General features: G+C 73.4%; 19 protein-coding genes. 10 read left to right on the forward strand and 9 right to left on the reverse strand.

The genetic code is table 11. The features are described 5' to 3' along the window. Positions 1–46 precede the first annotated feature (46 nt). Both BCR15_RS14745 and pknB read right to left on the reverse strand, forming a co-directional pair. A complete protein-coding gene (locus tag BCR15_RS14745) occupies positions 47–922 on the reverse strand; it encodes a DMT family transporter (protein WP_068752447.1) in 876 nt (291 codons plus the stop codon). Between the two features lie 38 nt (positions 923–960). Next, positions 961–3,030 (reverse strand): Stk1 family PASTA domain-containing Ser/Thr kinase, encoded by a 2,070-nt coding sequence (gene pknB / locus BCR15_RS11960; RefSeq protein WP_068752448.1) that lies wholly within the window; start codon positions 3,028–3,030, stop codon positions 961–963. Positions 3,031–3,179: 149 nt separating this feature from the next. On the opposite strand from pknB, the gene BCR15_RS11965 reads away from it, so the two are divergent. Then, positions 3,180–3,860 carry a thiamine phosphate synthase gene (locus BCR15_RS11965; protein WP_068752449.1) on the forward strand — a complete coding sequence of 227 codons (681 nt, stop codon included), beginning with the start codon at positions 3,180–3,182 and terminating at the stop codon, positions 3,858–3,860. Here BCR15_RS11965 and BCR15_RS11970 read toward each other — a convergent pair. Continuing rightward, the gene (locus BCR15_RS11970; RefSeq protein WP_068752581.1) at positions 3,833–6,235 is read right to left on the reverse strand and encodes an HAD-IC family P-type ATPase; all 2,403 of its coding nucleotides are present in this window, start codon (positions 6,233–6,235) and stop codon (positions 3,833–3,835) included. The two genes, BCR15_RS11965 and BCR15_RS11970, sit on opposite strands and share 28 nt — an antisense overlap. Further along, positions 6,225–7,316 carry a polyprenyl synthetase family protein gene (locus BCR15_RS11975; RefSeq protein WP_228383386.1) on the reverse strand — a complete coding sequence of 364 codons (1,092 nt, stop codon included), beginning with the start codon at positions 7,314–7,316 and terminating at the stop codon, positions 6,225–6,227. The genes BCR15_RS11970 and BCR15_RS11975 overlap by 11 nt, the downstream gene beginning before the upstream one ends. A 38-nt stretch (positions 7,317–7,354) precedes the next feature. Here BCR15_RS11975 and BCR15_RS11980 point away from each other — a divergent pair, with 38 nt between their 5' ends. Next, positions 7,355–8,248 carry a methylenetetrahydrofolate reductase gene (locus BCR15_RS11980; protein WP_068752450.1) on the forward strand — a complete coding sequence of 298 codons (894 nt, stop codon included), beginning with the start codon at positions 7,355–7,357 and terminating at the stop codon, positions 8,246–8,248. A gap of 28 nt (positions 8,249–8,276) precedes the next feature. Here the strand turns inward: BCR15_RS11980 and BCR15_RS11985 are convergent, their stop codons facing one another. Next, positions 8,277–10,475, reverse strand: coding sequence for a HelD family protein (locus BCR15_RS11985; protein WP_068752451.1), 2,199 nt, complete (start codon positions 10,473–10,475; stop codon positions 8,277–8,279). 51 nt (positions 10,476–10,526) lie between these two features. On the opposite strand from BCR15_RS11985, the gene BCR15_RS11990 reads away from it, so the two are divergent. The 4 genes from BCR15_RS11990 (at position 10,527) to BCR15_RS12005 (ending at position 13,666) form a co-directional block, all read left to right on the forward strand. Further along, a complete protein-coding gene (locus tag BCR15_RS11990; RefSeq protein WP_068752452.1) occupies positions 10,527–10,766 on the forward strand; it encodes a hypothetical protein in 240 nt (79 codons plus the stop codon). Positions 10,767–11,173: 407 nt separating this feature from the next. Beyond that, positions 11,174–12,067 carry a formate/nitrite transporter family protein gene (locus BCR15_RS11995; protein ID WP_068752453.1) on the forward strand — a complete coding sequence of 298 codons (894 nt, stop codon included), beginning with the start codon at positions 11,174–11,176 and terminating at the stop codon, positions 12,065–12,067. Positions 12,068–12,104: 37 nt separating this feature from the next. Beyond that, complete coding sequence (locus tag BCR15_RS12000) at positions 12,105–12,866, forward strand: DsbA family protein (protein ID WP_068752454.1); 762 nt, start codon at positions 12,105–12,107, stop codon at positions 12,864–12,866. Beyond that, entirely contained in the window at positions 12,866–13,666 is an 801-nt protein-coding gene (locus BCR15_RS12005) for a cytochrome c biogenesis CcdA family protein (RefSeq protein ID WP_068752455.1), read from the forward strand. Before BCR15_RS12000 ends, BCR15_RS12005 begins: the two co-directional genes overlap by 1 nt. Positions 13,667–13,668: 2 nt before the next feature. Here the strand turns inward: BCR15_RS12005 and BCR15_RS12010 are convergent, their stop codons facing one another. Then, positions 13,669–14,805, reverse strand: a complete 1,137-nt coding sequence (locus tag BCR15_RS12010) for a phytoene desaturase family protein (RefSeq protein ID WP_068752456.1) — start codon at positions 14,803–14,805, stop codon at positions 13,669–13,671. Positions 14,806–15,016: 211 nt separating this feature from the next. On the opposite strand from BCR15_RS12010, the gene BCR15_RS12015 reads away from it, so the two are divergent. From BCR15_RS12015 to BCR15_RS12030, 4 genes are read left to right on the forward strand one after another with little or no spacing between them, the layout of a single operon-like run. Beyond that, a complete protein-coding gene (locus BCR15_RS12015; RefSeq protein WP_068752457.1) occupies positions 15,017–15,316 on the forward strand; it encodes a DUF6504 family protein in 300 nt (99 codons plus the stop codon). After that, positions 15,316–19,149, forward strand: a complete 3,834-nt coding sequence (locus tag BCR15_RS12020; protein ID WP_068752458.1) for a DNA polymerase III subunit alpha — start codon at positions 15,316–15,318, stop codon at positions 19,147–19,149. The genes BCR15_RS12015 and BCR15_RS12020 overlap by 1 nt, the downstream gene beginning before the upstream one ends. Before the next feature lie 3 nt (positions 19,150–19,152). Further along, entirely contained in the window at positions 19,153–20,340 is a 1,188-nt protein-coding gene (gene dinB / locus BCR15_RS12025) for a DNA polymerase IV (protein ID WP_068752459.1), read from the forward strand. Between the two features lie 37 nt (positions 20,341–20,377). Then, complete coding sequence (locus BCR15_RS12030) at positions 20,378–21,115, forward strand: gamma-glutamyl-gamma-aminobutyrate hydrolase family protein (RefSeq protein WP_068752460.1); 738 nt, start codon at positions 20,378–20,380, stop codon at positions 21,113–21,115. A 22-nt stretch (positions 21,116–21,137) separates the two neighbouring features. On the opposite strand, the gene BCR15_RS12035 is transcribed toward BCR15_RS12030, so the two are convergent. Genes BCR15_RS12035 through BCR15_RS12045 form a run of 3 tightly spaced genes read right to left on the reverse strand, consistent with a single transcriptional unit; the run spans position 21,138 to position 24,961 of the window. Next, complete coding sequence (locus tag BCR15_RS12035; protein WP_068752461.1) at positions 21,138–21,533, reverse strand: SCO2097 family morphological protein; 396 nt, start codon at positions 21,531–21,533, stop codon at positions 21,138–21,140. Positions 21,534–21,563: 30 nt separating this feature from the next. After that, positions 21,564–23,738, reverse strand: coding sequence for a transglutaminase TgpA family protein (locus tag BCR15_RS12040; protein ID WP_068752462.1), 2,175 nt, complete (start codon positions 23,736–23,738; stop codon positions 21,564–21,566). Continuing rightward, positions 23,735–24,961, reverse strand: coding sequence for a DUF58 domain-containing protein (locus tag BCR15_RS12045; protein WP_068752463.1), 1,227 nt, complete (start codon positions 24,959–24,961; stop codon positions 23,735–23,737). Before BCR15_RS12045 ends, BCR15_RS12040 begins: the two co-directional genes overlap by 4 nt. Positions 24,962–24,964: the final 3 nt, after the last annotated feature.

The raw sequence follows: 24,964 nt of genomic DNA on the forward strand, positions 1-24,964 counted from the left end.
CATGCAGCCGCAATCCGGCCGATTGCCACGACTGATGTGAGTTCTGTCACGCGTTCGCCCGGCGACCCGGCAGGACGGCGAGCAATAGGGCCGCGATCACGAGCCCTCCGCCGACCACCATGGTCGCGGTGACCGCCTCCAGCCCCGCCGCGACCGAGAACACCGCCGCCCACACCGGCTCCGTGCACATGATCACCGCGGCCGGCGTCGCGGCAACGTGGCTCTGTCCCCAGCTCTGCAGCAGCAGCGCCACCGCGCCGCACACGATCCCCAGGTACAGCAGCTGCGCCCACGTGCCCGCGTCCGCGGGCAACGGCTCCCCGAGCAGCGGCCACGCCACCAGACTCACGACGGCGCCCGCCGCCGCCTGCGCCACCGTCAGCTGCGTGACGTTGCGGCGCGTCACCTGCCGCCCCAGCAGCACGATGTGCACCGCGTAGATGCCCGCGCTCAGCAGCGTCAACGCCGCCCCCCCGGCGAAGTTCGACGACTCGCCCTCGTGCCCGGCGGCGAGCACCGAGATCCCCGCGACCGTCACCGCGACCGCCACCCACGTCGCGACCGGCTGCCGGTGCCGGAGGAACACTGCCGTGATCAGCGCGGTGAACACCACGTAGGTGGCGGTGAGGAAGCCGGTCGTCGACGGCGCGATGAGCCGCAGCCCGAGCGTCTGCGTCGCGAGCCCCGCCGCCAGCAGCAGCCCCAGCCCGCCGCCCGCGACGGCGTCGCGCCACGGCATGCGCAACCGCCGCGGGAACATGAGCGCGATGGCCGCGCCGGTGAGGATGAGCCGCAGCGTCACGACGCCGAGCGGGGACAGCGCGTCGAACGCGCTCTTGGTCACCACCACCGTCGATCCCCACGCGACGGCGGCCGCCAGCAGCGCGGCGACGGGCAGCCAGGCGCCGCGGGTGGGGGTCACGGCGGCAACCGTAGCGCACGGCGCCGGGGGGAGCCGCGTCAGGCGACGTGCAGGACCACCGTCGACCCGACGGGGACCGACGTCCCCTCGCCGGGGTCGGTCCCCGAGGCGATGTTGAGCGGGATGGGGAAGTCCGACGACCGCCGCACCTCGACCTTGAGGTCCAGGTCCTCCAGCAGCTTCACGGCCTCGTCGGTGCTCTTCAGCCGGACCGACGGGATGGTCACCATGACCGGGCCGAGGGACTTGGTGATCGTGATGGTGTCCCCGCGCTTGCCGGTGCCGGACTTCGGGTCCTGTTTGATGATGCGGCCGGCCTCGACCGTGGCCGAGTTCTCCTCGCGCACCTCGACGACGAAGCCGAGCTTCTTGAGATCCGCGACCGCCTGGTCCGCCGTGTCGCCGGTGAGGTCGGGGATGCGGATGGGCTCGGGTCCCTTGGACACGGTGAGATCGATCGACGTCCCGGGCTTCAGCTGCGTCCCGGGCTCCTGCGACGCGGTGAGAACCTCGCCCACCGGCCGCGACTCCGACCACACCTCCGTCACCTCTCCCACGGCCATGCGGCCCTCGACGATCGCCCGCTCCGCCGCCTCCCGCGACGCGCCCACCACTTCGGGCATGGGGTAGCGCTCGGGTCCCAGCGACATCACGAGCGTGACCTCGGAGCCGCGCAGAATGCGCTCGCCCGACGATGGATCCGTCTCGATGACCAGCCCCCTCGCCACGGTCTCGGAGTACTCATCGACCGTCGTGACGGTGAGGTCATTGGCCACCGCCGCCTCGCGGGCCTTCGCCTCGTTGAGGCTCGCCATCGCCGGCACAGAAGTGAACCGGCCCTCCATCCACCACCACGTCCCGACGCCGGACAGGACCGTCAGCAGCAGCACCAGCGTCACGCCGATGACCCAGCGGCGCCGTCGGTGCACCGGGTCGTGCGAGATGTGCAGGTTCGGGAAGACGGGCGTGCGCTGGCTGCGCGGGCCGGCGCTGGGTTGCGACCGCGGAGGCACCGGCGATGGCACGGGCGTCGCCGGGATGGGGGAGACCGGGGACCGGGCCGGGCGCGTCGCCGCCGGGGGCCGGGATCCGCGGCGCACGATCACCGTCTCCGGCTCGTGCGGGGACGCGGGCCGCGGCCGGTCGGCCGTGCGGTGGTGCACCGGCTGCGTGTCGTCATCGGTGGGGCTGTCGGGCAGGATCGCGGCGGCCAGCGCCGGGTTGTCGGACCCGCCCGTGCGCAGCAGTTCGTGCCGCACCCGGCGCACCGCGGTCAGCAGCTCGCGGCCGTCGGCGATCCGCGCCCGGGGATCGCGCGCCACGCACGCGAGGACCAGGGTGTCGACGTAGTCGGGGATCTGGTGCTCGGCCGTGTGCCCGATCTCTTCGAGCCGCTCCGACGGGCGCTCGATGTCGACGTTCACGTGCCGGTAGGCGATCTGGTAGTTGTTCTCGCCCGTGTGGGGCTTGCGGCCGGTCAGCATCTCGAACAGCACGACGCCGGCGGAGTACACGTCACTGCGGCCGTCGGGGCGCGCGTGCGTGACGAGTTCGGGCGGCAGGTAGCTGGCGGTGCCCACCAGGACGCCGGTCGCGGTCATCTGCGGCGACCCGACCTGGCGGGCCAGGCCGAAGTCCGCGACCTTGATCTGGCCCCGCGCGGTGATCATGACATTCTCGGGTTTGATGTCGCGGTGCACGACGCCGGACTCGTGCGCGGCCGCCAGCGCCGCGGCCACCTGCTCGAAGATCTCCAGCGCCCGGGCGGGGGGCAGCGGGGCCTCGCGGCTGATCACGCGGCGCAGCGTCTCGCCGTCGATGAACTCCATGACGATGTACGGCTGGCCCTGCGAGCTGCCCTGGTCGAAGACGCTGACGACGGCGGGGTGGCTGAGGACTGCGGCGGAGCGGGCCTCCCGGTCGAACTTGGCCGCGAACTCGTCGTCCTCGCCGAGGTCGCTTCGCATCACCTTCACCGCAACCGCGCGCGACAGGCGCAGATCGCGCGCGCGATAGACCGTGGCCATGCCGCCGCGCGCCACCTTCGCCACGATCTCGTAGCGGTCGTCGAGCACGTGACCGACCAACGGGTCGAAAGTGCTGTTCATGCCACTCCAAGCACGGTCGGGGAAGAGGCCGTGTGAGCCCGTCTGGACCCCGATTGTAGACGGCGGCCCGCCCGGACGCCGCGTCGCAGGTGCGGCGAGTCGGTCCGGAGGCGCCCTCCGGCCAGGGACGGCGGGCTAGATTGGGGCGCATGACAGCCCTCGTCGGACTCAAGACCCGCCTGCGCCTGGCACGGCTCGCCCTCGTCATCCCGCCGCACGCGGCCGGCCCCGAGGCCGCCGACTTCGCGGCCCACGGCGCCGACCTGCTCATCTTCACGCGCGGGGACCGCAGCGTCGAGGAGGCCGTCGAGGTCATCGACGTCGCCCGCAAACGGCTGTTCGGGCTGCAGACGATCGTCGCGACGGACTCGGCCGACGTCGGCCAGGCCGCCAAGGCGGACGCCGTCTTCTACCGCCGGCCCGGGTGGCGGCCGTTCGGGTTCCGCAAGACGCACGAGTTCGCGCTGCTCGGCCGCTCCATCGACGGGCCCGCGGACGCGGACAAACTCGACGGCGACCCGTTCACCTTCGGTTTCGTCGGCCCGGCCATCGAGGACGGGCTGGTCGGGGCGGGGGTCGCGGAGATGGCGCGGCAGTATCCGCCGATGGCGCTGCCCGCGCACCCCGTCTGGTTCGCCGCCGGTGGCATCTCGCCGGACACGGTCGAGGCCGTCATCGCGGCGGGCGCACGGCGCGCAGCGGTGTTGTCGGCCGTGTTCGACAGCGCGGACCCGTTCGCGACGACCAGGCTGCTGGCCGATGCCCTCAAGGGCGCCTGGATCACCGAGCCCGGGGCAGAGGCCTACGGCGAGGACGCGTTCCGCGCCTGAGTGAGGTGCCCCGCTCCGGGTGCCCACACCCGCGGCCGCTCGCCGCGGATCGCGGCGGTGATCCACCACGTCGCCTCGACCACCGCCATGCCGACGGCTCCCGCGACGATGCCCACCATGAGCTTCGCCGGGTCGGTGGTGTCGAGGGCCAGGGCGTCGTGCCACACGGGGATCCAGAACATGAGGAAGTAGAAGGCGTACGCGAACGCCACCAGGCCGATCCGCCACCAGTAGTAGGGCCGCGCGACGGTGGCCAGCACCCACGTCGCGGTCATGATCAGCGCGATGAGGGTGGCCGTGGACGCCTGGTGCTGCGCGGCGTCGGTGACGTCGCCGAAGCCTCGCGTCATGACGTAGGTGACGGTCGCGACGGCGGTCACCGTCAGCCCGCCCGGCACCGCGACCGTGAGCGTACGCCGCACGAAGCCCGGCCGGGCGCGCTCCCGGTTGGGGGCGAGGCTGAGCAGGAACGCCGGGATGCCGATCGTGAACCAGCCCACCACCGTCATCTGCAGCGGCAGGAAGGGGTTCGGCAGCCCCATGAGGCCGATGACCAGCGCCAGCCCGACCGCGTAGATGGTCTTGGTGAGGAACAGCTTGGCGACCCGCTCGATGTTGCCGATGACCCGCCGCCCCTCCGCGACCACGTACGGCAGCGTGGCGAACCGGTCGTCGAGCAGCACGATCTGCGCGACGGCGCGCGTCGCCGGGGCCCCGGACCCCATCGCGACGCCCAGGTCGGCGTCTTTCAGCGCCAGAACGTCGTTGACGCCGTCGCCGGTCATCGCGACGGCGTTGCCGCGCGCCTGCAGCGCCCCGACCATCGTCCGCTTCTGTTCGGGCGTGACGCGTCCGAACACGTCGTGGCGGTCGACGACGTCGGCCAGCTCCTCGGTGCCGGCGGCGGGCAGGGTGCGGGCGTCGATGGGGTCGCCGATATCGACGCCCAGCGAGCGGGTGACCGCCCCGACGGAGGCCGCGTTGTCGCCGGAGATCACCTTCACGCGCACGCCCTGGTCCTGGAAGTAGGCCAGGGTGTCGGCGGCGTCGGGCCTGGTCAGCTGATCGAGCACCACGAGCGCGACCGGGGAGACAGGTCCCGGGGCGGCGGCGTCGTCGACGCTGGCGGCGCACCGGGCGAGCAGCAGGACCCGGCGGCCGGACGCCGCGATGACGTCGGCGTGTCCCGCGACGGCGGGCTCGGCCAGCACGTCGGGTGCGCCCAGCACCCACGACGTGCCGTCGCCGAAGGTGGCGCCCGACCACTTCTTCGCGGACGTGAACGGGGCGCGGGCCGTGACCAGCCAGGGCCGGTCCGTGGTCCCGACGGCGGCCGCCACCGCCTGCATCGACGCGTTCGGCGCGGGGTCCGCCGTCACCAGCTGGGCGAGGGCCTCGCGGGCGGCGTCGGCGTCGCCGTCGAGGGGGATGATCTCGGCCAGCGTCATGGCGTTCTGGGTGAGGGTGCCCGTCTTGTCGGCGCACACGACGCTGACGCGGGCGAGGCCCTCGATCGCGGGCAGCTCCTGCACCAGGCACCGCCGGCGGCCCAGCCGGATGACGCCGAGCGCGAAGGCCATGGACGTGAGCAGGACGAGGCCCTCGGGCACCATCGGCACCAGGGCGCCGACCATGCGCAGCGCCGACTCCTGCCACGTGGTGTCCGGCTGGCTGAACTGGACGACGATCGTCAGCAGCCCCACGGGCACGAGCAGGAACGACACGTACTTGAGGATCTGGTTGATGCCCTGTCGGAGCTCGGAGTGCACCAGGGTGAACTTCGCGGCCTGCGCAGTGAGCTGCGCGGCGTACGCGTCGGCGCCGACCTTTTCGGCGCGGTAGGCACCCGACCCGGACACGACGAACGCGCCGGACAGCACCGGGTCTCCGGGCTCCTTCGGCACGGGGTCCGCCTCACCGGTCAGCATCGACTCGTCGACCTCGAGGTAGTCCGCGGCCACGACGGCGCCGTCGACGACGACCTGATCGCCCGGCACCACGACGATGAGGTCGTCGAGGACGACGTCGTCGCGGGCCACGAGCCTGCGCTCGCCGTCGCGGACGACGGTGGGGTGCGCCTCGCCGATGACCGCCAGGTTGTCCAGCGTCCGCTTGGCGCGCAGCTCCTGCACGATGCCGATGATCGAGTTGGCGACGATGAGCAGCGCGAACGCGCCCTGGGTGAGGTTGCCGGTGGCCGCCACGATGCCGAACAGGACCAGCAGGATGCCGTTGACCCGGGTGAACACGTTGGCACGCACGATGTCCCAGGTGCTGCGCCCCGAGCGCGCCGGCAGCCTGTTGATCTGGCCGGCGGCGGTGCGCTCCTCGACCTCGGCGGCGGTCAGGCCGCCCAGCTGATGGTCAGTGGGCACGCCGGACGCTCCGCGCGGCGAGCTCGCCCAGCGCGGTGCGGCCATCCGCCGTCATGTCGGTGGCCGCGAGCACGGCGAGTGCCTGGGTGTAGTGCTCCTCGATGAGTCCCTCGACGTGCGCCCGGGCCCCGGAGGCGTCGATGAGCCCGGCCGCGCGTTCGACGTCGCCGTCGGACAGCTCGTCGGCGCGCAGGAGTGCCTCGAGTTCGGCGGCGTCGGCGGGGGAGGCCTCGGCAAGCGCGGTCAGCACGAGGACGGTGCGCTTGCCCTCCCGGATGTCGCCGCCGTAGGGCTTGCCGGTGACGGCCGGGTCGCCGTAGACGCCCAGGACGTCGTCGCGGAGCTGGAAGGCCCGGCCGACCAGCGAGCCGAACCCGCCGAGCGCGGCCAGGAGGGCGTCGTCGGCGCCGCCGAGGGCCGCGCCGATCTCCGCGGGGCGGCGGATCGAATAGCGGGCCGACTTGAACTCCAGCACACAGCGGGCGACGTCGAGTTCCTCGGCGGGCGTCGTCGCGCCCGTGACGCCGTACTGCGCGGCGACGTCGAGGTACTGCCCGGCCGTGACCTCCGCGCGCATGGCGCTGAGCAGCGGGCGGGCCCGGTCCAGCAGCCCGGCACCGGATGCGTCGGCCAGCTCGATGCTCCACATCAGCAGCAGGTCGCCCAGCAGGATCGCCGACGACGTCCCGAACTCGCCGGCCGACGACCGGCCCCGCTGCGCGGCGTGCAGTTCCTCGAAGCGCTTGTGGGCCGCGGGGAGGCCGCGGCGGGTGTCGGCGGCGTCGATGAGGTCGTCGTGGACCAGGGCGCTGACGTGCAGCAGGTCGAGCGAGGAGGCGACGGCGAGCAGCGGCCCGTCGTCGTCCGGCTGGCCCGCCGCCGCGACGTAGCCCCAGTAGCAGTACGCCGGCCGCAGCCGCTTGCCGCCGGCGGTGGCCTCGCGGGCCACGTCGAGCAGCGGTGTGGCGCCGATCTCCGACAGGAGCGGGGCCTGAGCGGCCAGGAAGCCGTCGATGGTTCCGCTGATCGCGGACAACAGAGGTCCGCTGAGCGGGGAGGTGGGGTCCAGGGAGCGGCTCACGGATCGAGCTTAGTAGGGGCGGACCCTATTGTTTCCCCATGCCGTCGACCGATCCGAAGCCCGGGACCGTGGCGGAGCTGTTCCGTTCGGCCCATGGCCCCCTGTTCTCGTTCGAGTTCTTCCCCCCGAGGTCCGAGGAGGAGGAGCCCGTGCTGTGGGCCGCCGTCGAGGCGTTGGCCCCGCTGCAGCCGGCGTTCGTGTCGGTGACGTACGGCGCGAACGGGTCGCGGCGTGACCGGACCATCCGGGCCACGCGCCGCATCGCCGAGTCCGGTGGGCCGCTGACGGTCGGCCACCTCACGTGCGTGGCGCAGTCCAAGGCCGAACTGGCCGAGGCGCTCGCCGAATACCTCGAGGCCGGCGTGACCAACATCCTCGCGATCCGCGGCGACATGCCCGGCGGCGGGCCGTGGGAGCGGCACCCCGAGGGCCTGGCCAACGCGACCGAGCTGGTGCGGTTCATCAAGTCCGAGGGCGACTTCTGCGTCGGTGTCGCGGCGTTCGCCAACCCCCACGAGACCAGCAACGACCCGGACCTCGACGCGCGGATCCTCCTGGACAAGGTGGAGGCGGGGGCGGAGTTCGCCATCACGCAGCTGTTCTTCGAGGCGGAGCGCTACGCGGAACTCGTCGAGCGCATGCGCGGGCTGGGCTGCGAGATCCCGATCGTGCCGGGGATCATGCCGCTGACGGTCATCACGCAGATCGAGCGGTTCGCGGCCCTGTCGGGGCGGGCGCTGCCCGACGCGCTGGTGTCGCGGCTGCGGGCGTGCGCGTCGAAGGAGGAGGTGCGCGAAGCGGGCCTGGCGGCGGCGGTGCAGATGAGCCGCGACCTGCTCGCCGCCGGCGCGCCCGGGCTGCAGTTCTTCACGCAGAACCGCTCGAAGGCGACCCGCGAGGTCCTCGCCGAGGTGCTCACCACCGCCCGCTGACCCCGGCTCCGCGAGGCCGGGCGTCCGGTCAGTCCAGGAGGGCCCGCCACTGGGAGGTGCCAACGTCGAGCGTCACCATCCGCTGCGTCGCGCGCGTCAGCGCGACGTATAGCACCCGCTCCGCGCCCGGCGCCTCCGCGACGATCCCGTCCGGCGACACCACCACGACGCCGTCGTACTCCAGGCCCTTCGCCTGCAGCGCGGTGACGACGATGAGCCGGTTCTCGAACTCGCGCAGCCGCCGGTCCTCCATCACGAACAGCTGCACCTCCTGCAGCAGCGACGGCGGGCACACCACGCCGATCGTGCCCGTGACCTGGCCGGCCAGCTCCAGCAGCTCGTCGCGCAGGGCGTCGTGCAGATCCGCACGCGTGGTGCGGGCCAGCGTCGGCTCGACGCCCGTCGAGCGCACCGCCTTCGGCAGGTCCGCCTCGGGGAACACCTTCGTGATCACCTGCGACGCCAGCGCGAACACCTCGCTGGGGGAGCGGTAGTTCGTGCTCAGCGTGAACGTGCGGCTCGGCGCGCGGCCGATGAGGTCCTCCATCGCGCGCCGGTTCTCCTCCGGGCGGGGGTAGGAGCTCTGCGCCGGGTCGCCCACGATGGTCCACGACGACTGCGGCCCGCGGCGGCGCAGCATCCGCCACTGCATGGGCGTCACGTCCTGGCCCTCGTCGACGAGGATGTGCGCGTACGTGGTCTGCGGGTCCTCGTCGGGGTCGACGGTGCGCTCGGTCCGCAGCAGGTCCGCCGTCGTGAGCACCTCGGGGACGTTGCCGCCCTCGAGGAACACGTCGACCTCGGGCTCGGCGTCCTCCGGCGCCGGGCCGAGGATGTCGATGAGCTCGTCGAGCAGCGCAATGTCCGCCACCGACCAGCCGCGCTCGATCTCCGCGCCGTCGTCGAGGCCCTCGACCCACGCGTACGACCGCACCAGCGCCGCCCGCTCGGCGTCGTCCAGGTCGCGGGCGACCTTCTCCACGACGGCGGGGTCCGCCAGCCGGGCGAGGGCCCGGGTCGCGGTGAGGCTCGGCCACCAGGCGTTCATGAACATCGCCAGGCGCGGGTGGTCGCGGACGCGCTCCTCGAGCTCGGCCGGCTCGATGGCGACGTCGTCGGGGAACTTGCGGATCAGCGCCTGCACGACCATGTCGGTGGCCTGCTTGCGGCCGCGGTTGAGCTTGGTGGAGCTGAGGACGGTGTCGCGGATGCGGCCGAGCTCGTGCTCCTCCAGGCCGAGAACCTCGCCCTTGACGGTGACCCGCAGCCGCAGCAGGTCGGGGTGGTCGATCAGCGGGGTGCGCACCAGCCGGCGCAGCACCTTGAGCATCGTGAGGCTGCCCTTGACGGTGGCCGCGGCGGCGTCGTCGACGTGCTCGCTCGTGATCCCCAGGACATCCCCGGCGACGGCGCCGATGGCCTTGAGAGTGACCGAGTCTTCGCCGAGGCTGGGCAGCACCCGCTCGATGTAGTTCATGAACACCGACGACGGGCCCACCACCAGCACGCCGCCCTTCTCGAGGCGCGCGCGGTTGGTGTAGAGGAGATAGGCCGCGCGGTGCAGCGCGACGACCGTCTTGCCGGTGCCGGGGCCGCCCGCGATGATCGTGACGCCCTGGTACGGGGCGCGGATGGCCTCGTCCTGCTCGGCCTGGATGGTGGCGACGATGTCGCGCATCGTGCGGCCGCGCGCCCGGCTGAGCGACGCCATGAGCGCGCCCTCGCCGAAGATGGGCAACTCGGACTCGGAGGAGCCGTCCAGGAGGTCGTCCTCCAGGCCGACGACGCGGTCGTCGCGGCAGCGCAGCACCCGACGGCGGACCACGCCCATCGGTTCGGCCTGCGTCGCGCGGTAGAACGGCTCGGCGGCGGGGGCGCGCCAGTCGATGACGAGGGGCTCGTACTCGGCGTCGCGGACGCCGATGCGGCCGATGTAGCGGGCCTCGTCGGAGGTGAGGTCGATGCGGCCGAAGACCAGACCCTCGTGCTCGGCGTCGAGGATGGCGAGGCGGCGGGCGGCCTGGTAGGCGAAGGCGTCGCGCTCGAACAGCGCGGTGCCGTCCTCCTCGCGGAAGAAGTTGGTGCGGTCGGAGAGGTAGATCTCGCGGCCCGCCTGGGCCATCGACTTGGCGCTGGCGGTGGCGGTGGACAGGTTGGCGTAGACCTTGTCGACGTGGCGCTGTTCCAGGGCGATTTCGCGTTCGAGGTCGGCGCGCGAAGTACTCAACTCAATGCATCCTCTGGGTGAGACAGACGGTCAAGCCTACTCGGTCGGTGGGTGCGGGGTCGCATCGCGTTCGCGGGTGGACCGTCGGCCGCCCTCCGCCCGCCGTCGGCCGCCCTCGCCCCGCCGTCGGCCGCCCTCGCCCCGCCGTCGGCCGCCCTCGCCCCGCCGTCGGCCGCCCTCGCCCTGCCGTCGGCCGCCCTCGCCCTGCCGTCGGCCGCCCTCGCCCCGCCGTCGGCCGCCCTCGCCCCGCCGTCGGCCGCCCTCGCCCTGCCGTCGGCCGGACGGGGTTGAGCCTGACTCGCGGTCTGCGGGGGTTGGTTGAGCCTGACTCGCGGTCTGTGAGGGCCAAATGAGCCTGAGGCGGGGCTCGACCAGAATATGAACGATCGAAGGCCAGAATCGCCCGTCGACCACCGAATCAGGCTCATCGCATCTTCCCGGCGCCCGGCTGGGACGAGCCTGCGACATGGCTCGACGGAAATATGAACGATCAAACAGCCCATATCGGCCGTCGACCACAGAATCAGGCTCAACCCACCCCCGCAAGCCGCGAGTCAGGCTCAACCGACGCCGCCGGACCGCGCGTCAGGCTCAACGCGAGCCCCGCGCCCCGCACGGACTTTGTCGCGACATAAGTAGCAACCTGAAATCAACCATCCACCGTTCCTCTCGACGGTTAGTCATGTCAAACTTGCCCCATGGATCCCACGCGCCGGCGTCTCTTCCCAGGCCTCTTCTTCATCGACGCGGTGCTCGAGGCCGCGGACACGAAGGCGGAGATGTCGCGCCGCATCACGGTGCAGTACCTGCAGCGGGCCGCCATGGCGGGCATCCTCATCGGCACGTTCTACCTCGCCTACTTCGCGGTCAGCGCCGTCTTCGCCGGCATCCCCGCCCTCGGCGACGGCGGCCCGGGCCTCGGCCGTGCGGTCGGCGCGTTCGTGTTCGGCTGGGCGCTGGTGTTCATCTACTTCACCAAGTCGGAGCTGCTGACTTCGAACATGATGGTCACCTCCATCGCCTTCTATCACCGACGGCTGCGGCCGATGCACGGCCTGCTGCTGCTCGCGCTGTGCTACCTCGGCAACGCCATCGGCGGGCTGCTCCTCGGGATCATGGCCCGCTACTCGACGCTCACCGCCGGCCACGTCGAGGAGAAGATGCTGGCCGCCGTCGAGGTCAAACTCGGCTACATGGCGACGGCGTCGGGCATGGGGGACCTGTTCGTGCGCGCCATCCTCTGCAACCTCATGATCAACGTCGCGATGCTGCTGGTCTACAACGGCTTCCTCAAGGACTCCATCACCATGGCGCTCGCGATGGTGATGTCGGTGTTCATCTTCGCCTTCCTCGGGCTGGAGCACTCGGTTGCGAACACCATCCTGTTCACCATCGTCGGCTTCGGCCCCGGCATCGACGTGTGGCCGGCCGTGGGGAACGTGGCCATCGCGCTCGTCGGCAACTTCATCGGCGGGGGCGTGCTCATCGGCATGTACTACGCCCACGTCAACGACGGCCGCTGGCTCGACGGGCGTCGCGGCGCGGCCCAGACGCCGCAGGAATTGGCCGGACAGGTACCCCCTGGGGCATAGTGGGTCGTCCGAACAGTCGCCCTGGATGGAGGACCCGATGGACACCGACAAGCCCCGGATCAGCGGATTCACGTGGGCGGTGATCGTGCTGCTGGGGGTCGGAGTGGTGCTGCTCGGCGTGTTCGCGCGCCCGGCCGGGCCGTCGACCGCGGCCGCACCGGCGAGCTCAGCCAGCGACACCGAACCGCCCGCCACCGTCGAGACCCCGACCGAGAAGTCCGCCGAACAGGTGCAGGCCGAGGCCTTCCTCATCGAGACGCTCCCGCGCCGCGTCGACGGCGACCCGCTCGCGATGGGCAGCCCCGACGCCCCCGTCGTGCTGACCGAATGGGCCGACTACCGCTGCCCCTTCTGCTCCGTCTGGGCGGAGGAGACGCTGCCCGAACTGCAGCGCTACATCGACGACGGCACGCTGCGGGTCGAGTTCCGTGACCTCGCCATCTTCGGCGACGAGTCCGTCCGCGCCGCGACCGCGGCCCGCGCCGCCGGCCAGCAGGGCCGCTACTTCGAGTTCGCGCACGCCCTCTACTCGGCGCTGCCGAACGAGGGGCACCCCGACGTCACCGACGAGACCGTGCTCGGCATTGTCGCGGACCTCGGGCTCGACGAGGAGCAGTTCGCCCGCGACTGGGCCGACCCGGCCCTCGCCAACGCCGTCCTCAGCGACACCCTCGAGGCGCAGCAGATGGGCATCACCTCGACGCCGGCGTTCGTGGTCGGCGGCCAGTTCATCGCCGGCGCGCAGCCGCTCGAGGTGTTCGAACAGGTGATCGACGACCAGGCCGCGCTGCTCGGCTGATGGGAATCGGATACGCCGGCGCCTTCCTCGGCGGCACGGCGGCGCTGCTCAGCCCGTGCGCCGCGATGCTGCTGCCCGCCTTCTTCGCCTACGCCTTCGGCCGCTCGACGGCGACCCTGCTGGGGCGCACCGCACTGTTCTATCTGGGGCTGCTCGTCACCCTCGTGCCGCTCGGGCTCGCGGCCGGGGCGCTCGGCGGGCTCCTGACGACGCATCGCTCGACCGTCGCGACCGTCGGGGGCGTGGTCCTCATCGTGTTCGGCGCGCTGCAGGCACTCGGGGTGCCGCTGCCGATCCCCGGGCTCCGCTCGGCCGGCCGCGACCCCCGCGGCGCCGTCGGCGTGGTGCTGCTCGGCATGACCTACGGGCTGGCGGGCGCCTGCACCGGCCCGCTGCTCGGGGCGGTGCTGACCATGGCGGCCGTCGGCGGCAGCCCGGTGTACGGCGCGATGCTGCTCGCGATGTTCGGCCTCGGGATGGTCGTGCCGCTCGTGCTGCTCGCCGCGGTGTGGGACCGCCTCGGCGCCGGTCGCGGGTGGCGGCCGCGCCAGCTGCGCTGGGGGCCGCTGACGACGTCGTGGCCGGGCATTGTCTCCGGCGTGCTGTTCGTCGTCATCGGGGTGCTGTTCCTCACCACCGACGCCACCGCCGCGCTCGGCGGGCTGCTGGACGCGTCGGGGCAGTACCGGCTGGAGTCGTGGCTGTCCGGCGTCGGCGGCCGGGTGCCGGACCTCGCCGTCGTCGGTGCGCTGCTCGCGGTGGGCGCCGTCGTGGTGTGGGTTCGGCTGCGGCGTCGCTGACGCTAGCGGGGGGTCCGGCGCCCGCCCGGCCGGAACTCGCGGTTCGTCGGGCGGGAGTCCTCGCCCGTCAGCCGCTCGTGCGTCTCGTAGACCGCCAGGGCCGCGCTGGCCAACTCTGCCCACGGCTCCGGGCCCGCCGGTGAGCACGCCGACGCCGTGGGGACCTCCGCCACGACGGCGGGGCGGCGCAGCACCGCACGCGCGGACCGCGGCGCCAGCCCCCATGCGAGGTCCGGCCGCGCACGGGTGAAATCCCAGGTCAGGACACCCGGCCAGTGGAGCACGGGCCAGGCGCCCGTGTGGTCGACGATCTCCGCCTCCGCGGGCCCCGACGCGGGCGGCCCCGCCACGACGGCGGGCGCCAGGGCCGCCGTCGCCCAGCGGGGGCGGCGGGGCAGGCAGTCGACGGCGGGTGCGTCGTCGGTGCCGTCCACCACGGCGACGCGCCGGGTGGCGAGCCGGTCCGCCAGCAGGTCGACCAGCCGGCCGCCGGGCTGCGGCAGGCCCGTGTCGTCGACGAGCCGCCAGCGGCCGAACGTGCGCTCGACGACGAGCCGCGTGGCCAGCAGCCCCGGCGCCCGGCGGGAGCGGGTGCCGGCCACGGGGGCCAGGTCCTGGATGAGGCGCGCCAGGTGGGGATGCCCGGCGCGGTCGGCGATGTCATCGAGGGTGCGGTCCAGCAGCAGTGCGCGCCGGTCCGCGGCGGTCCGCGGCGCGTCGGGGCGTTCGACGCCGAATCGGCGCGCCGCCAGCCAGGCGTCGTCGAGGGCGTCCAGAGTGTCGCGCCACCGCCCGGCCGCGGCCTCCCCGTAGTGCCGGGTGAGCACGGCGAACTGCCTGCCGCGCTCCGTCGGCAGCTCCAACTCGGAGCCGTCCGCGAACCGGTGGACGGCCGGCGGCGCCTCGACCAGGGCCAGGCCGACGCGGGCGAGTTCCGCGTCGAGGGGGCGGCCGGTCTTCTTGAACAGGTCGCGCCAGGTGGCGGGCAGGGTGACGACGGGGGGCAGCGCCCCGGCCTCCGGTGCCCAGCGCCCGCCCAGGGGTTCCCCGGCCAGATCCAGGCGCACGCGATGGCCCAGTTTCGCGAGCCGAGCGGCCGTGGCCATGCCGGCCAGCGTGCCGCCGCGGATCGTGAGCATGCCGCTCAGGATAGGGCTTGACGTTTCGTCGGTGGGGGGTCGTATAGTGATAATCACCGAACGCCTGTTCGATTAGTTCGGGGAAGCTCTGGTTGAACAGGCGTCGGTGAGGGGCCGCCCCGGCCCGGCGCAGCTTCGACCCCTGCGCCGGTCCGGGGCTCCCGGGTCGAGCCACACGTGTCCATTTCGACGCCATCCCCGGGAGACAGCCATGCGCACCTACGACGAGCCCATCCACGTCCTGTTCCGCGACGAGCCGCGCCAGTTCATCTGGCGGGGGCGGCTGCTGCTGGTCAAGGAGATCCAGGGCCGGTGGAGCCGCGCCACGCCCTGGTGGACCGGCCCGCGCGTGCGGGCGGCCCGCGGCGAGGAGGTCGCGCCGCGGGGGGACCTCCTCGGGGAGCGTGAGGTGTGGCGCGTCGAGGCGGGCAACGGGCGCCAACGCGGCGTGTACGAGCTGGCCCGCACCGTCGACGCCGAGGACTGGGTGCTCCGGGCGGTGTTCGACTGATGGGCGGATTCGTCCACCTCAGGGTGGCCTCGGGCTACTCCTTCCAGTACGGCGCCTCCCACCCGAGCGACCTCGTGGCGGAGGCCGCCGCCCACGGCATGGACGCGCTCGCCATCACGGACCGCGGCGGCCTCTACGGCGCGGTGCGGTTCGCCAAGGCCTGCCTGAAGGCCGGGATCGCGCCCATCGTCGGCGTGGACCTGGCCGTCCGCCCGGACGGATGGCGCCCCGAGCGGCGCCCGACGGCGGCCCGCGGCGGCCCGCTGCGTGACGAGCGGCTGCCGCGCGCGGTGGTGCTGGCGGGGTCGCGGTCGGGATGGGGCGTGCTGTGCGAGCTCATCTCGGCCGCCCAGCTGACCGGCGAGCGCGGGGACCCCGTGGTGACGCTGGAGATGCTCGGCCGGTACTGCGCGGGCAGGGACGTCGCGGTGCTGCTCGGCGCGGATTCGGAGGTGGGCGCGGCCCTGGTGGCCGGCCGCCCGGACCGCGCGGAGGAGGCGGTGCGTCGCTGGCGCACCGAACTCGGCTCAGTGCTGTGGCTCGCCGCCACCAACCACCGCGTAGGCGGCCGTGGGCCGGCCTCGGCGCACCAGGCGGCCGGGATCATCCGGCTCGGGGACCGCCTCGGCGTGCCCACCGTCCTCACCAACATGGTGCGCATGGCGCGCCGCGGCCAGGCGGCCACCGTCGACGTCCTCGACGCGGCCCGCCGCCTGGTCCCGCTCGACGTGCGTAACGTGGACCGGCGCAACGCCGAGGGCTACCTCAAGCCGGACGAGGCCATGCGGGAGGCGGCCGACGAGGCGGCCCGGCTCGCGGGCCACCCCGACGGCGGCGCGCTGCTGGCCGCCACCCGCGGCCTCGCCGAGCGCTGCATGCTGGACCCCATCGGCGACGTCGGGCTGGGCGAGATCCGGCTGCCGGAGTTCGAGACGCTCGGCACCACCGTCGAGCAGGCGCCGTCGGTGCTGCGCGCCCGGTGCGAGGCCGGGCTGGCCGAGCGGCACGGGACCATCGGCCGGGAGACCGCCGACCGGCTGGACGACGAGCTGTCCGTCATCGGACGGCTCGGGTTCGAGTCCTACTTCCTCACGGTCGCGGACGTGGTGGGCCTCATCCGCGGCCTCGGCATCCGCTGCGCGGCCCGCGGCTCCGGCGCCGGCAGCCTCGTCAACTACGCGCTGGGCATCTCCGGGGTGGACCCGATCCGGCACGGGCTGATCATGGAGCGCTTCCTGTCGCCGCTGCGGCAGGCGCTGCCGGACATCGACCTCGACGTCGAGTCCGCCCGCCGCACCGAGGTCTACGACACCATCCTGGAGACCTTCGGCGGGCAGCGCGTCGCGTGCGTGGCCATGATCGAGACCTACCGGGTGCGGCACGCGGTGCGCGACGTCGGGGCGGCGCTCAGTCTGCCGCCCGTGGAGATCGACGCCATGGCCAAGGCCTTCCCGCACATCCGCGCCCGCGACGCCCGCGCCGCGCTGCGGGACCTGCCCGAGCTCCGCGCCGCCGGGTTGGGAGAGGAACGCCTCGACGTCCTGTTCTCGCTGGTCGAATCCCTCGACGGGCTGCCCCGGCACATCGCGCTGCACCCGTGCGGCGTGATCCTCAGCGACTCGTCGCTCAGGCAGCGCACCCCGCTGGAGGCCAGCTTCGGCGGCTACCCGATGAGCCAGTTCGACAAGGACGACGTCGAGGACCTCGGCCTGCTCAAGCTGGACGTGCTGGGCATCCGGATGCAGTCGGCGATGGCGCACGCCGTCGCGGAGATCGGGCGCACCCGGCCCGTCGGCCCGCCGCCGGACATCGACGCCCTGGACCCCTTCGACGATCCGGCGGTCTACGACATGATCGCCCACCGCGCCACGCTGGGCTGCTTCCAGATCGAGTCGCCCGGCCAGCGGGAACTGGTCGGCAAGTTCGGCCCCGAGACGTTCCACGACATCATCGTCGACATCTCCCTGTTCCGGCCCGGGCCGGTGAAGTCGGACATGGTCACCCCCTTCCTCGAGGCCCGCCAGGGCTGGACGGAGCCCGAGTACCTGCACCCCAGCCTCATCCCGGCGCTCGAGCAGACCCACGGCGTCGTCGTGTTCCACGAGCAGGTGATCCAGATCATCGCCATCGCCACCGGCTGCAGCCTGGCGCAGGGCGACGAGGTGCGCCGCGCGCTCGGGGACCGGGAGGGACAGGCGCAGGTCAAGGAGTGGTTCTGGCCCAAGGCCCTGGCCCGCGGCTACGACGAGCACATGGTCGAGCAGATCTGGTTCATCCTCGAGTCGTTCGCCTCGTTCGGGTTCTGCAAGGCGCACGCCGCGGCGTTCGCGCTGCCCACCTACCAGTCGGCGTGGCTGAAGCGCTACTACCCGGCGCACTTCATCGCCGGCATCCTCACACACGACCCGGGCATGTACCCCAAGCGGCTGCTGCTGGAGGAGGCGCGGCGCATGACCATCGAGATCCTCGGCCTCGACGTCAACCGCAGCACCGGCCAGTACCGCGCCGAACGCCTCGACGGCGCCGAGGAGGGCATGGCGCTGCCGGAGCACCTCGCCATGGGGGCGCCGCCCACCACCGACGGGCTGCCGCAGATCGACGGCTGGGGCATCCGGCTGTCCCTGGCCGACGTCAAGGGCATCGGGGAGGCGGAGATCGACCGCATCGTGGCCGGCCAGCCGTACCTGTCGCTGACGGACTTCTGGGAGCGGGCGCGGGTCGCGGAGCCGGTGGTGGAGCGGCTGATCCTCGCCGGCGCGTTCGACGGTCTGTACCGCATCGGCCGCCGCGCCGCGGTGCATCGTCGCGGTCAGGTCACCCGCCGCGACCTGCTGCTCGCCCTGGCGGACCTGCACCGGCAGCGCCGGGCGGACGAGCGGGCCGTGGCCCGCGCGAAGGGCCGCCGCCCCCAGGCGCTGGGCGACGACCCCGGCGAGCTCGCCCGCGCCCAGACCCAGCGGGCGTCCCGCGCGCCGCAGGCGGTTCAGGGCGTGCTGGACTTCGGCGACGGTGACGGCGGCGCGGAGCCGACGGCGGACGTCGTCGCCACCGGGCTGCCGGAGATGGACGACGAGCAGCGCCTCAAGGCGGAACTGGAGATCCTGGGGCTGGACGCCAGCCGGCACATCATGGAGCGCTACCTGCCGCTGCTGCGCGCCCTCGACGCCACCAGCTCGCGGACGCTGCTGCAGCGCCGCAACCAGTCGGAGGTCCTGGTCGCGGGGGTGAAGGTGGCCACGCAGACGCCGCCGGTGCGCTCCGGCCGGCGGGTGATCTTCCTCACCCTGGACGACTCGACGGGCCCCGTCGACGCCACCTTCTTCGAAGACGTGCAGGGGCCCTACGCCGCCACCGTGTTCTCGTCGTGGATGGTGCTGGTGCGGGGGAAGCTCCGCCGCACCGGCCCGCGCGGCGTGTCGATCCGGGCCACCGGGTGCTGGGATCTCGGCCACCTCGACGAGGTGTGGCGCTCGGCGCTGGACCAGGGGGCGACGGAGGCGGAGGCGGTCGCGGCCGTCGTCGCGGTGCTCGACGAGGTGCCGGAGGGCTACAGCCTGGTGGGCGAGTGGCGGCCGGCGGGCGAGGACTCCGCGGATCCGGGCCGGCGGCCGGCCGGGGAACCGGCGGGGGAGAGCGACGAGGCCCCCGCCGAGGAACCGCCACCGGACCCGCAGGACCACACCCGCGCCGGCGGGATGGGCCGCCGGCGGGTGCTGGTGCACGCCAGCGGGTTCCGGCAGTCGCCGTACGCGGACATCAAACCCGCCGGCACCGGCGCCGCGGAGGCCCCGCGCAAACTGTGGCACTCGAGCCCCGGAAGCTCAGGGAGGTAAACGATGCGCGTCATCGCACACGTGGACATGGATGCGTTCTACGCGTCGGTGGAGATGGCCCGCCACCCGGAACTGCGGGAGGTGCCGATGTTCGTCGGCGGCTCCACCCGCGGGGTGGTCCTGTCGGCCAACTACCCGGCGCGCAGGTTCGGGATCACGGCCGGGATGCCGGCGAGCCGGGCGCGTCGGCTGTGCCCGCAGGTCGCCGTCGTCCATCCGGACTTCGACCACTACACGGCCGTGTCCGACGGCGTCCGCGAGATCTTCGACACCCTCACGGACCGGGTGGAGATGGCCTCCATCGACGAGGCGTTCATCGACCTCACCACCGCGCTGCGCCGCCTCGGCGGAGACCCGGAGGCGGTGGGGGAACAGCTGCGCGCGCAGGTGATGGACGAGCAGCGGGTCGCGTGCTCCGTCGGCATCGGGCCCAGCAAGTTCATCGCGAAGCTCGCCTCGAAGCAGGCCAAACCGGACGGCCTGGTCCGGGTGCGCGACGAGGACGTCATCGCGTTCCTCCACCCCCTCCCCGTGGAGGCCATCTGGGGGGTGGGGGAGGCGACGGCGGAGCGGCTGCACCGGCTCGGCCTCAGCACGGTGCGGGACCTGGCCACCACCCCGCGCGCCACGCTGCAGCGGGCGCTGGGCGACAACCAGGGCGCGCTGCTGTTCGACCTCGCCTGGGGCCGCGACGACCGCTCGGTGCTGGCCCGCGAGCCGGCCGAGCACAGCGTCGGGTCGCAGGAGACGTTCCCGCAGGACACGGACGATGTCGCGGTGGTCGCCACCGAGATCCTGCGCATGGCGGACCGGACGGCGTCGCGGATGCGCGCCCAGGCGATGGTGGGGCGGACCGTGACGCTGTCGGTGCGGTTCGCCGACTTCACCACCATCACCCGCACCGGGACCCTGGCGGCCCACACGGACCGCACCAACGACATCTACGCCGAGGCGATGCGGCTGTTCACGCGGCTGCATCTGCAGCGCGCCCGGATCCGGCGCGTCGGGGTGCGGGTGGAGAAGCTGGTGCCCGTGACGGACACCTACCAGCAGCCCGCGCTCGACGAGCCGGTGCATGGCTGGACCGATGCGGAGCGGGCCATCGACAAGGCGGTACTGCGGTTCGGACCGCGGGCCGTCCAGCGTGCCCGGCTCACCCGTCGATCGGACGCGCAATTGATCCACGCCTGATACACCCCCGAAACGGACGCTGAGCACGATGGGGGAGATGAAGCTCCTTGTCATCGCACCGGCCACCAGTTACGAGCCCGGCCCGTTCGGGGATCTGCTCACCCGCCTCGCCGAGGACACCGTCGAGACCGCCCGACGCGAGGGGTGGACCCCCACCCTCATCGGGCTCGAGGACTGCGGCGACCACCGCTGGCAACCGGCGCTGGCCGCCGCGGATGCCGTCGTGATCCTCGGGGGGCACGACGTCGACCCGCGCCTCTACGGCGGGCCGCTCGACTATCCCGGCTCCGGCGACCACCTCGTCACCGCCGACAGGCGTGCCCTCATCGTCATCCAGGCCTGCCGCGCCGATCGGCGGCCCCTGCTCGGCATCTGCCGCGGCATGCACCTGATCAATGTGGCGTACGGCGGCGATCTGATCCCGCACCTGGTCACGCACCTCAACCACCGCCGGCCTGAGGGCGACCCGATGCGCGACCACCTCGTCGACGTCGCCCCCGAGTCCAGCCTCGCCGCGGTGCTCCCCGAGCGGCAGGTCACCGTGCGCAGCTCCCACCACCAGGCGATCGGCGTCCTCGGGCGGGGTCTGAAGCCCGTCGCGTGGGCCACGCATGACGGCGTCATCGAGGCGGTCGAGGATCCGGAGCGGCCGGTCTTGGCCGTGCAGTGGCACCCGGAGGATCAGGGGGCGGAGCCCGACCAGCTCCCCGCGCTGCTGGGGTGGCTAGCGGCGGAGCTCCGCGATGCGACGGAGCGGGAGCGCCCGGCGTCCTGACCCTTCCGGGGGGAGCGAAAGGTCAGAGGTCGCCCTGCTGGCGACGACGCCACCGCTCCTCGAGCTTGTCCATGAAGTCCTGCGACGACGCCGTGGGCTGACGCGGCGCGCCCTGGGTGGGCCGACGGCTGGGTTGACCCCCACCGTCGTCTCCGACGCGGCGCCACGAGTTGATCCCGACCAGCGCCGCCGCCAGCATCACGAGGAAGCCCAGCACGCTCACGGCCGGATGCACCTGCACCCCGACCAGCAGCACGACCACGCCGACGATGAACCCCAGCCCGGCGAGCGCCGCGCGGCGCCGGTGGATCCGGATGGACGACGACCCGCTCAGCGTGTCCGCGAGCTTGGGGTCCTCGGCCATGAGAGACGCCTCAAGCTGCTCCAGCAGCTTGCGTTCTTGCTCAGACAGCGCCATCGGATCTCCCTCGTCAGCCTTTCGTCAATTCTACGCACCCAGGTCAACCCGGCGTGCCGCAAGGAGCAGCGAGGGTGGCACGAGCAGCGCCCGTGCCCGCACCGCCGGCGTCGCGTCACGCAACAGCGCCGCCCGGAGCGCGCGCACCTGCGCCGGGAGCCGCCCGATGTCCGTGCCGGTCCGCGAGAACTGGCTCACCTCGACGGTGTGCGCGATCTCCCGCAGCGTGGCGGCCGCGCGCTGAGGCAGGTCCGCCGCCATGGCCGCCGCGACGGGGCCGGGGGAGCCGTCGGGGAGGTCTCGTCCGACGTCGACGAAGAGCGCCTCCACTTCCGCCCACGCTGCGGCCGCGGCGGCGCGCCGCTCCTGCCCCGGCCGCAGGCGCCACGCGCGCAGCGCGATGCGGATCAGGGCGGGCAGCGCCAGCAGCACGAGCAGCGACAGCCCCGCCACCACCCAACCGACGACGCTGACGTCGGTGTCCTGTCCCGGGGCGGTCGGGCGCAGTGTCGGGGTGGGGGCGGCCGTCGGCTCCACAGTGGGCGGCTCGAGCGACGCCGACGTCGTCGGGGTCGGCGACGGCGACGCGCTGCCCGTGGGTTGTTCGGCGGGGTCGGTGTACTCCGGCGGCCCGTCGAACGCCGGCGTCGGCTCGAACGGCACCCAGCCCAGGTCGTCGAGGAACAGCTCGGGCCAGGCGTGGGCGTCGTGCGCGGTGACGCGGTACGAGCCGTCCTCGAGGAGTTCGCCCGGCGTGAAGCCGACCGCCATCCGGGCCGGGATGCCCTCGATGCGCGCCATGGTGATCATCGCGGCCGCGAAGTGGATGCAGTAGCCGGAGCGGTCGTCGAGCAGGAAGGAGCTGATCGCGTCGGTGCCGGTGGAGGCCGGAGCCTCCAGGCTGTACTCGAAAGCGCCGGACCGCAGGTACTCCTGGATCGCCAGGGCCTTCGCGCCCGCGCTGTCCGCCCCCGCCACGACCTCGGCCGTCATCGCGGTCACCCGCGAGTCCAATCCCTCCGGGACCTCCGACGTCGCCGCGAGGACCCCCGATCCGGCCCCGGCCGCCTCGATCTCCTCGCGCGACGGCGACGGCATGGTTGAGATGACCGTGTAGTCCAGGTCGATGGTCTGCTCGAGCCGGTCCGGGCCCGACGCGACGACGCTCAGCGTGTCGGGATCGAAGCTCCACTCCCCGGCGGCGTCGATGGCGTCGACGGCGAACGGCACCGGCAGGTACTCCGACGGCACGCCGGCCATGCTCACCATCACCTCGACCTCGTCGCCGGGGAAGGTGTGTGCCTGGCTCAGCCCGAACGTCGACAGCCGCATCGGCAGCAGCCTCGCCCCGGAGGGGGTCAGCTCGGGCAGCGCGACCGTGCGCAGGTACGCGGGGCGCCCGTCCGACGTGCGGTAGGTGAGCACCTCGCTGTCGGCGGGCCGCTTGAGGTCCTGTTCGAGCCGGACGGTCGGGTCGCTCAGCTGGATGGGGCCGTCGGGGCCGGAGTTCCACGGCTGCTTGTCCCCGAGCGGCAGCAGCGGCGCCACCACGAGCGCGAGCGCCAGCGCCGCCGCCCCGAACGCGACGGCGACCTGCAGCCGCGACGCCAGGTACGCCCCGGGGCGCGACGCCCGCCCGGTCGCCGACTCCGCGACACCGGTCGCGCTCAGCAGCACCGCGACATAGCCCGCCACCACGGGCAGGAGGTACCAGAAGGACAGGTCGGTGACGACGGTGATCGCCGCGACGCCGTAGACCAGCGCCAGCGGCGCGATCGCCCATGCGGGCTGTTCCAGCGCGGACACGAGCAGCTCGAGCGCCACGACGAGCAGCGCCGTCAGGACGATGATGAGCCACACGATGCCGGGCACCGGTTCGACGGGGGCGGCCCCCGTGCGGATGGCCGTCACCCCGTCCGCGGTCAGCGCGGCGAGGGCGGCGAGCGGGTCGGCGGCGGCGGGCGCGAGACCCAGCCCCCGCCACGCGACGACGCCCGCGACCGCCAGCGCCTGCGCCAGCACCACCAGCAGCCGGGGAGAGCGCAGCAGCGGCAGCCCGACGCCGACCGCCGCCGACGCGGCCACCACGAACCCCGCCTCGAGGAGGTGGCCCGACCCGCGGACCATGGGCGCGAGCGGCATGAGCGACAGCAGGGTCGCGGCCGCGATGACGACGCTGGTGAGCGGGTGGTGGCTGAACCTCATCGCGCCACCCGTCCCCACACGTCGGGGACCGGCTCGCCGGGTCGATAGGTCTCAACCGTCCACCCGTGGTTGCGCAGCAGGCGGCAGGCGTCGTCGTGGTCCTCCGACGGGCTGCCCCAGGCGCGCGCGTCGGGGACCAGGGCGATGAGGCTGCGGGCCCGCCCGCCGGCGGCGGCGAGCGCGGCGGCGTCCGCGGCGTGCAGCAGCCCGGTGGCGGCCACGAGGGAGGCCGACGTCGCCAGCGCCTCCGGGTCCGCCACCGCGGTCCCGAGCCACGTCTCCTCGGACTCGTCGAGCTCGGTCAGGGCCTCCAGCATCGCGTGCCGGGCCGCGTGGCCGACCGTGTGCCCGGAGGCGAAGACCGTCCCCGAGGGGGCGAGCACGGCCAGCCGGTAGCGGCCCTCGACCAGCAGCGCGGCGATCGACGCGACCGCCGACACCGCCCACTCGAGGCTTCCGGTCGGCCCGGACCCGAGGTGCGCGGAGCGCCGCGTGTCGACGATGAGCGTGCTGGAGGGGTCCCAGGGGTGTTCCTCGAGGCGCACCATGAGGTCGCCCTGCTTGGCGGTCATCCGCCAGTGCACGCGGCGCATGCCGTCGCCGTGCCGGTGCTCTCGGACCAGGACGTCGTCCTGCCCCGCCTGGCCGATGCGCTGCGGCGTGGCGTCGCCCGCCGCGCCGAGCCCAGCACCACCCGCGAGGTCGCCCAGCGGCCAGATCCGTGGGGTGACGCGGAGCAGCGAGGTGCCGCCGGCCGCCGTGAAGCGACGGCGGGCCAGGCCGAATGGGTCGCTGGCGGTCCCCAGCAGCGGGCCCACCTCGAAGCGGCCGCGCTTGTCGGCCTGCAGTGTGTAGCCGACGGCCTGCCGCCAGCGGCCGAAGCCGCGGGCGATGACGAACCCGACCCCGCCGCCCAGCTCAGCGGGCGCGTCGTCGACGAACTGCAGCGCGCTCGCCTGCGCCGGGGCCTGGTTGGCGACCTGCAGCACGGCGTGCGTGGCCGAGCCGACCGCGACCGTGTCCGGCGTGAGTGTGCGGTGCTGGCTCACGCGCGGCCGCGCCAGCTGCAGGTACACCGCGGCGAGCAGCGGCAGCGACGTCAGCGCCAGCCCCAGCCACACGAGGTCCCGCTCGCCGAGCCAGGCCGCGCCCGCGGTTGCGGCGGCGCCGCACAGCAGCAGCGCCAGCCCGCGCCCGGTCAGCCGGGTGCCCCGCCTCGGCAACGC

The sequence above is a fragment of the Tessaracoccus lapidicaptus genome, assembly GCF_001693815.1.
GTDB classification, from domain to species: domain Bacteria; phylum Actinomycetota; class Actinomycetes; order Propionibacteriales; family Propionibacteriaceae; genus Arachnia; species Arachnia lapidicapta.

What these genes read in the sequence shown, in the direction of transcription:
- BCR15_RS11965 (WP_068752449.1), top strand. Translation starts at nt 3,180, where the DNA reads ATGACAGCCCTCGTCGGACTCAAGACCCGCCTGCGCCTGGCACGGCTC.
- BCR15_RS11980 (WP_068752450.1), top strand. Translation starts at nt 7,355, where the DNA reads ATGCCGTCGACCGATCCGAAGCCCGGGACCGTGGCGGAGCTGTTCCGT.
- pknB (WP_068752448.1), bottom strand. Translation starts at nt 3,030, where the DNA reads ATGAACAGCACTTTCGACCCGTTGGTCGGTCACGTGCTCGACGACCGC.
- dinB (WP_068752459.1), top strand. Translation starts at nt 19,153, where the DNA reads ATGCGCGTCATCGCACACGTGGACATGGATGCGTTCTACGCGTCGGTG.
- BCR15_RS12015 (WP_068752457.1), top strand. Translation starts at nt 15,017, where the DNA reads ATGCGCACCTACGACGAGCCCATCCACGTCCTGTTCCGCGACGAGCCG.
- BCR15_RS11995 (WP_068752453.1), top strand. Translation starts at nt 11,174, where the DNA reads ATGGATCCCACGCGCCGGCGTCTCTTCCCAGGCCTCTTCTTCATCGAC.
- BCR15_RS12010 (WP_068752456.1), bottom strand. Translation starts at nt 14,805, where the DNA reads ATGCTCACGATCCGCGGCGGCACGCTGGCCGGCATGGCCACGGCCGCT.
- BCR15_RS12030 (WP_068752460.1), top strand. Translation starts at nt 20,378, where the DNA reads ATGAAGCTCCTTGTCATCGCACCGGCCACCAGTTACGAGCCCGGCCCG.
- BCR15_RS12005 (WP_068752455.1), top strand. Translation starts at nt 12,866, where the DNA reads ATGGGAATCGGATACGCCGGCGCCTTCCTCGGCGGCACGGCGGCGCTG.
- BCR15_RS12040 (WP_068752462.1), bottom strand. Translation starts at nt 23,738, where the DNA reads ATGAGGTTCAGCCACCACCCGCTCACCAGCGTCGTCATCGCGGCCGCG.
- BCR15_RS12020 (WP_068752458.1), top strand. Translation starts at nt 15,316, where the DNA reads ATGGGCGGATTCGTCCACCTCAGGGTGGCCTCGGGCTACTCCTTCCAG.
- BCR15_RS12000 (WP_068752454.1), top strand. Translation starts at nt 12,105, where the DNA reads ATGGACACCGACAAGCCCCGGATCAGCGGATTCACGTGGGCGGTGATC.
- BCR15_RS12035 (WP_068752461.1), bottom strand. Translation starts at nt 21,533, where the DNA reads ATGGCGCTGTCTGAGCAAGAACGCAAGCTGCTGGAGCAGCTTGAGGCG.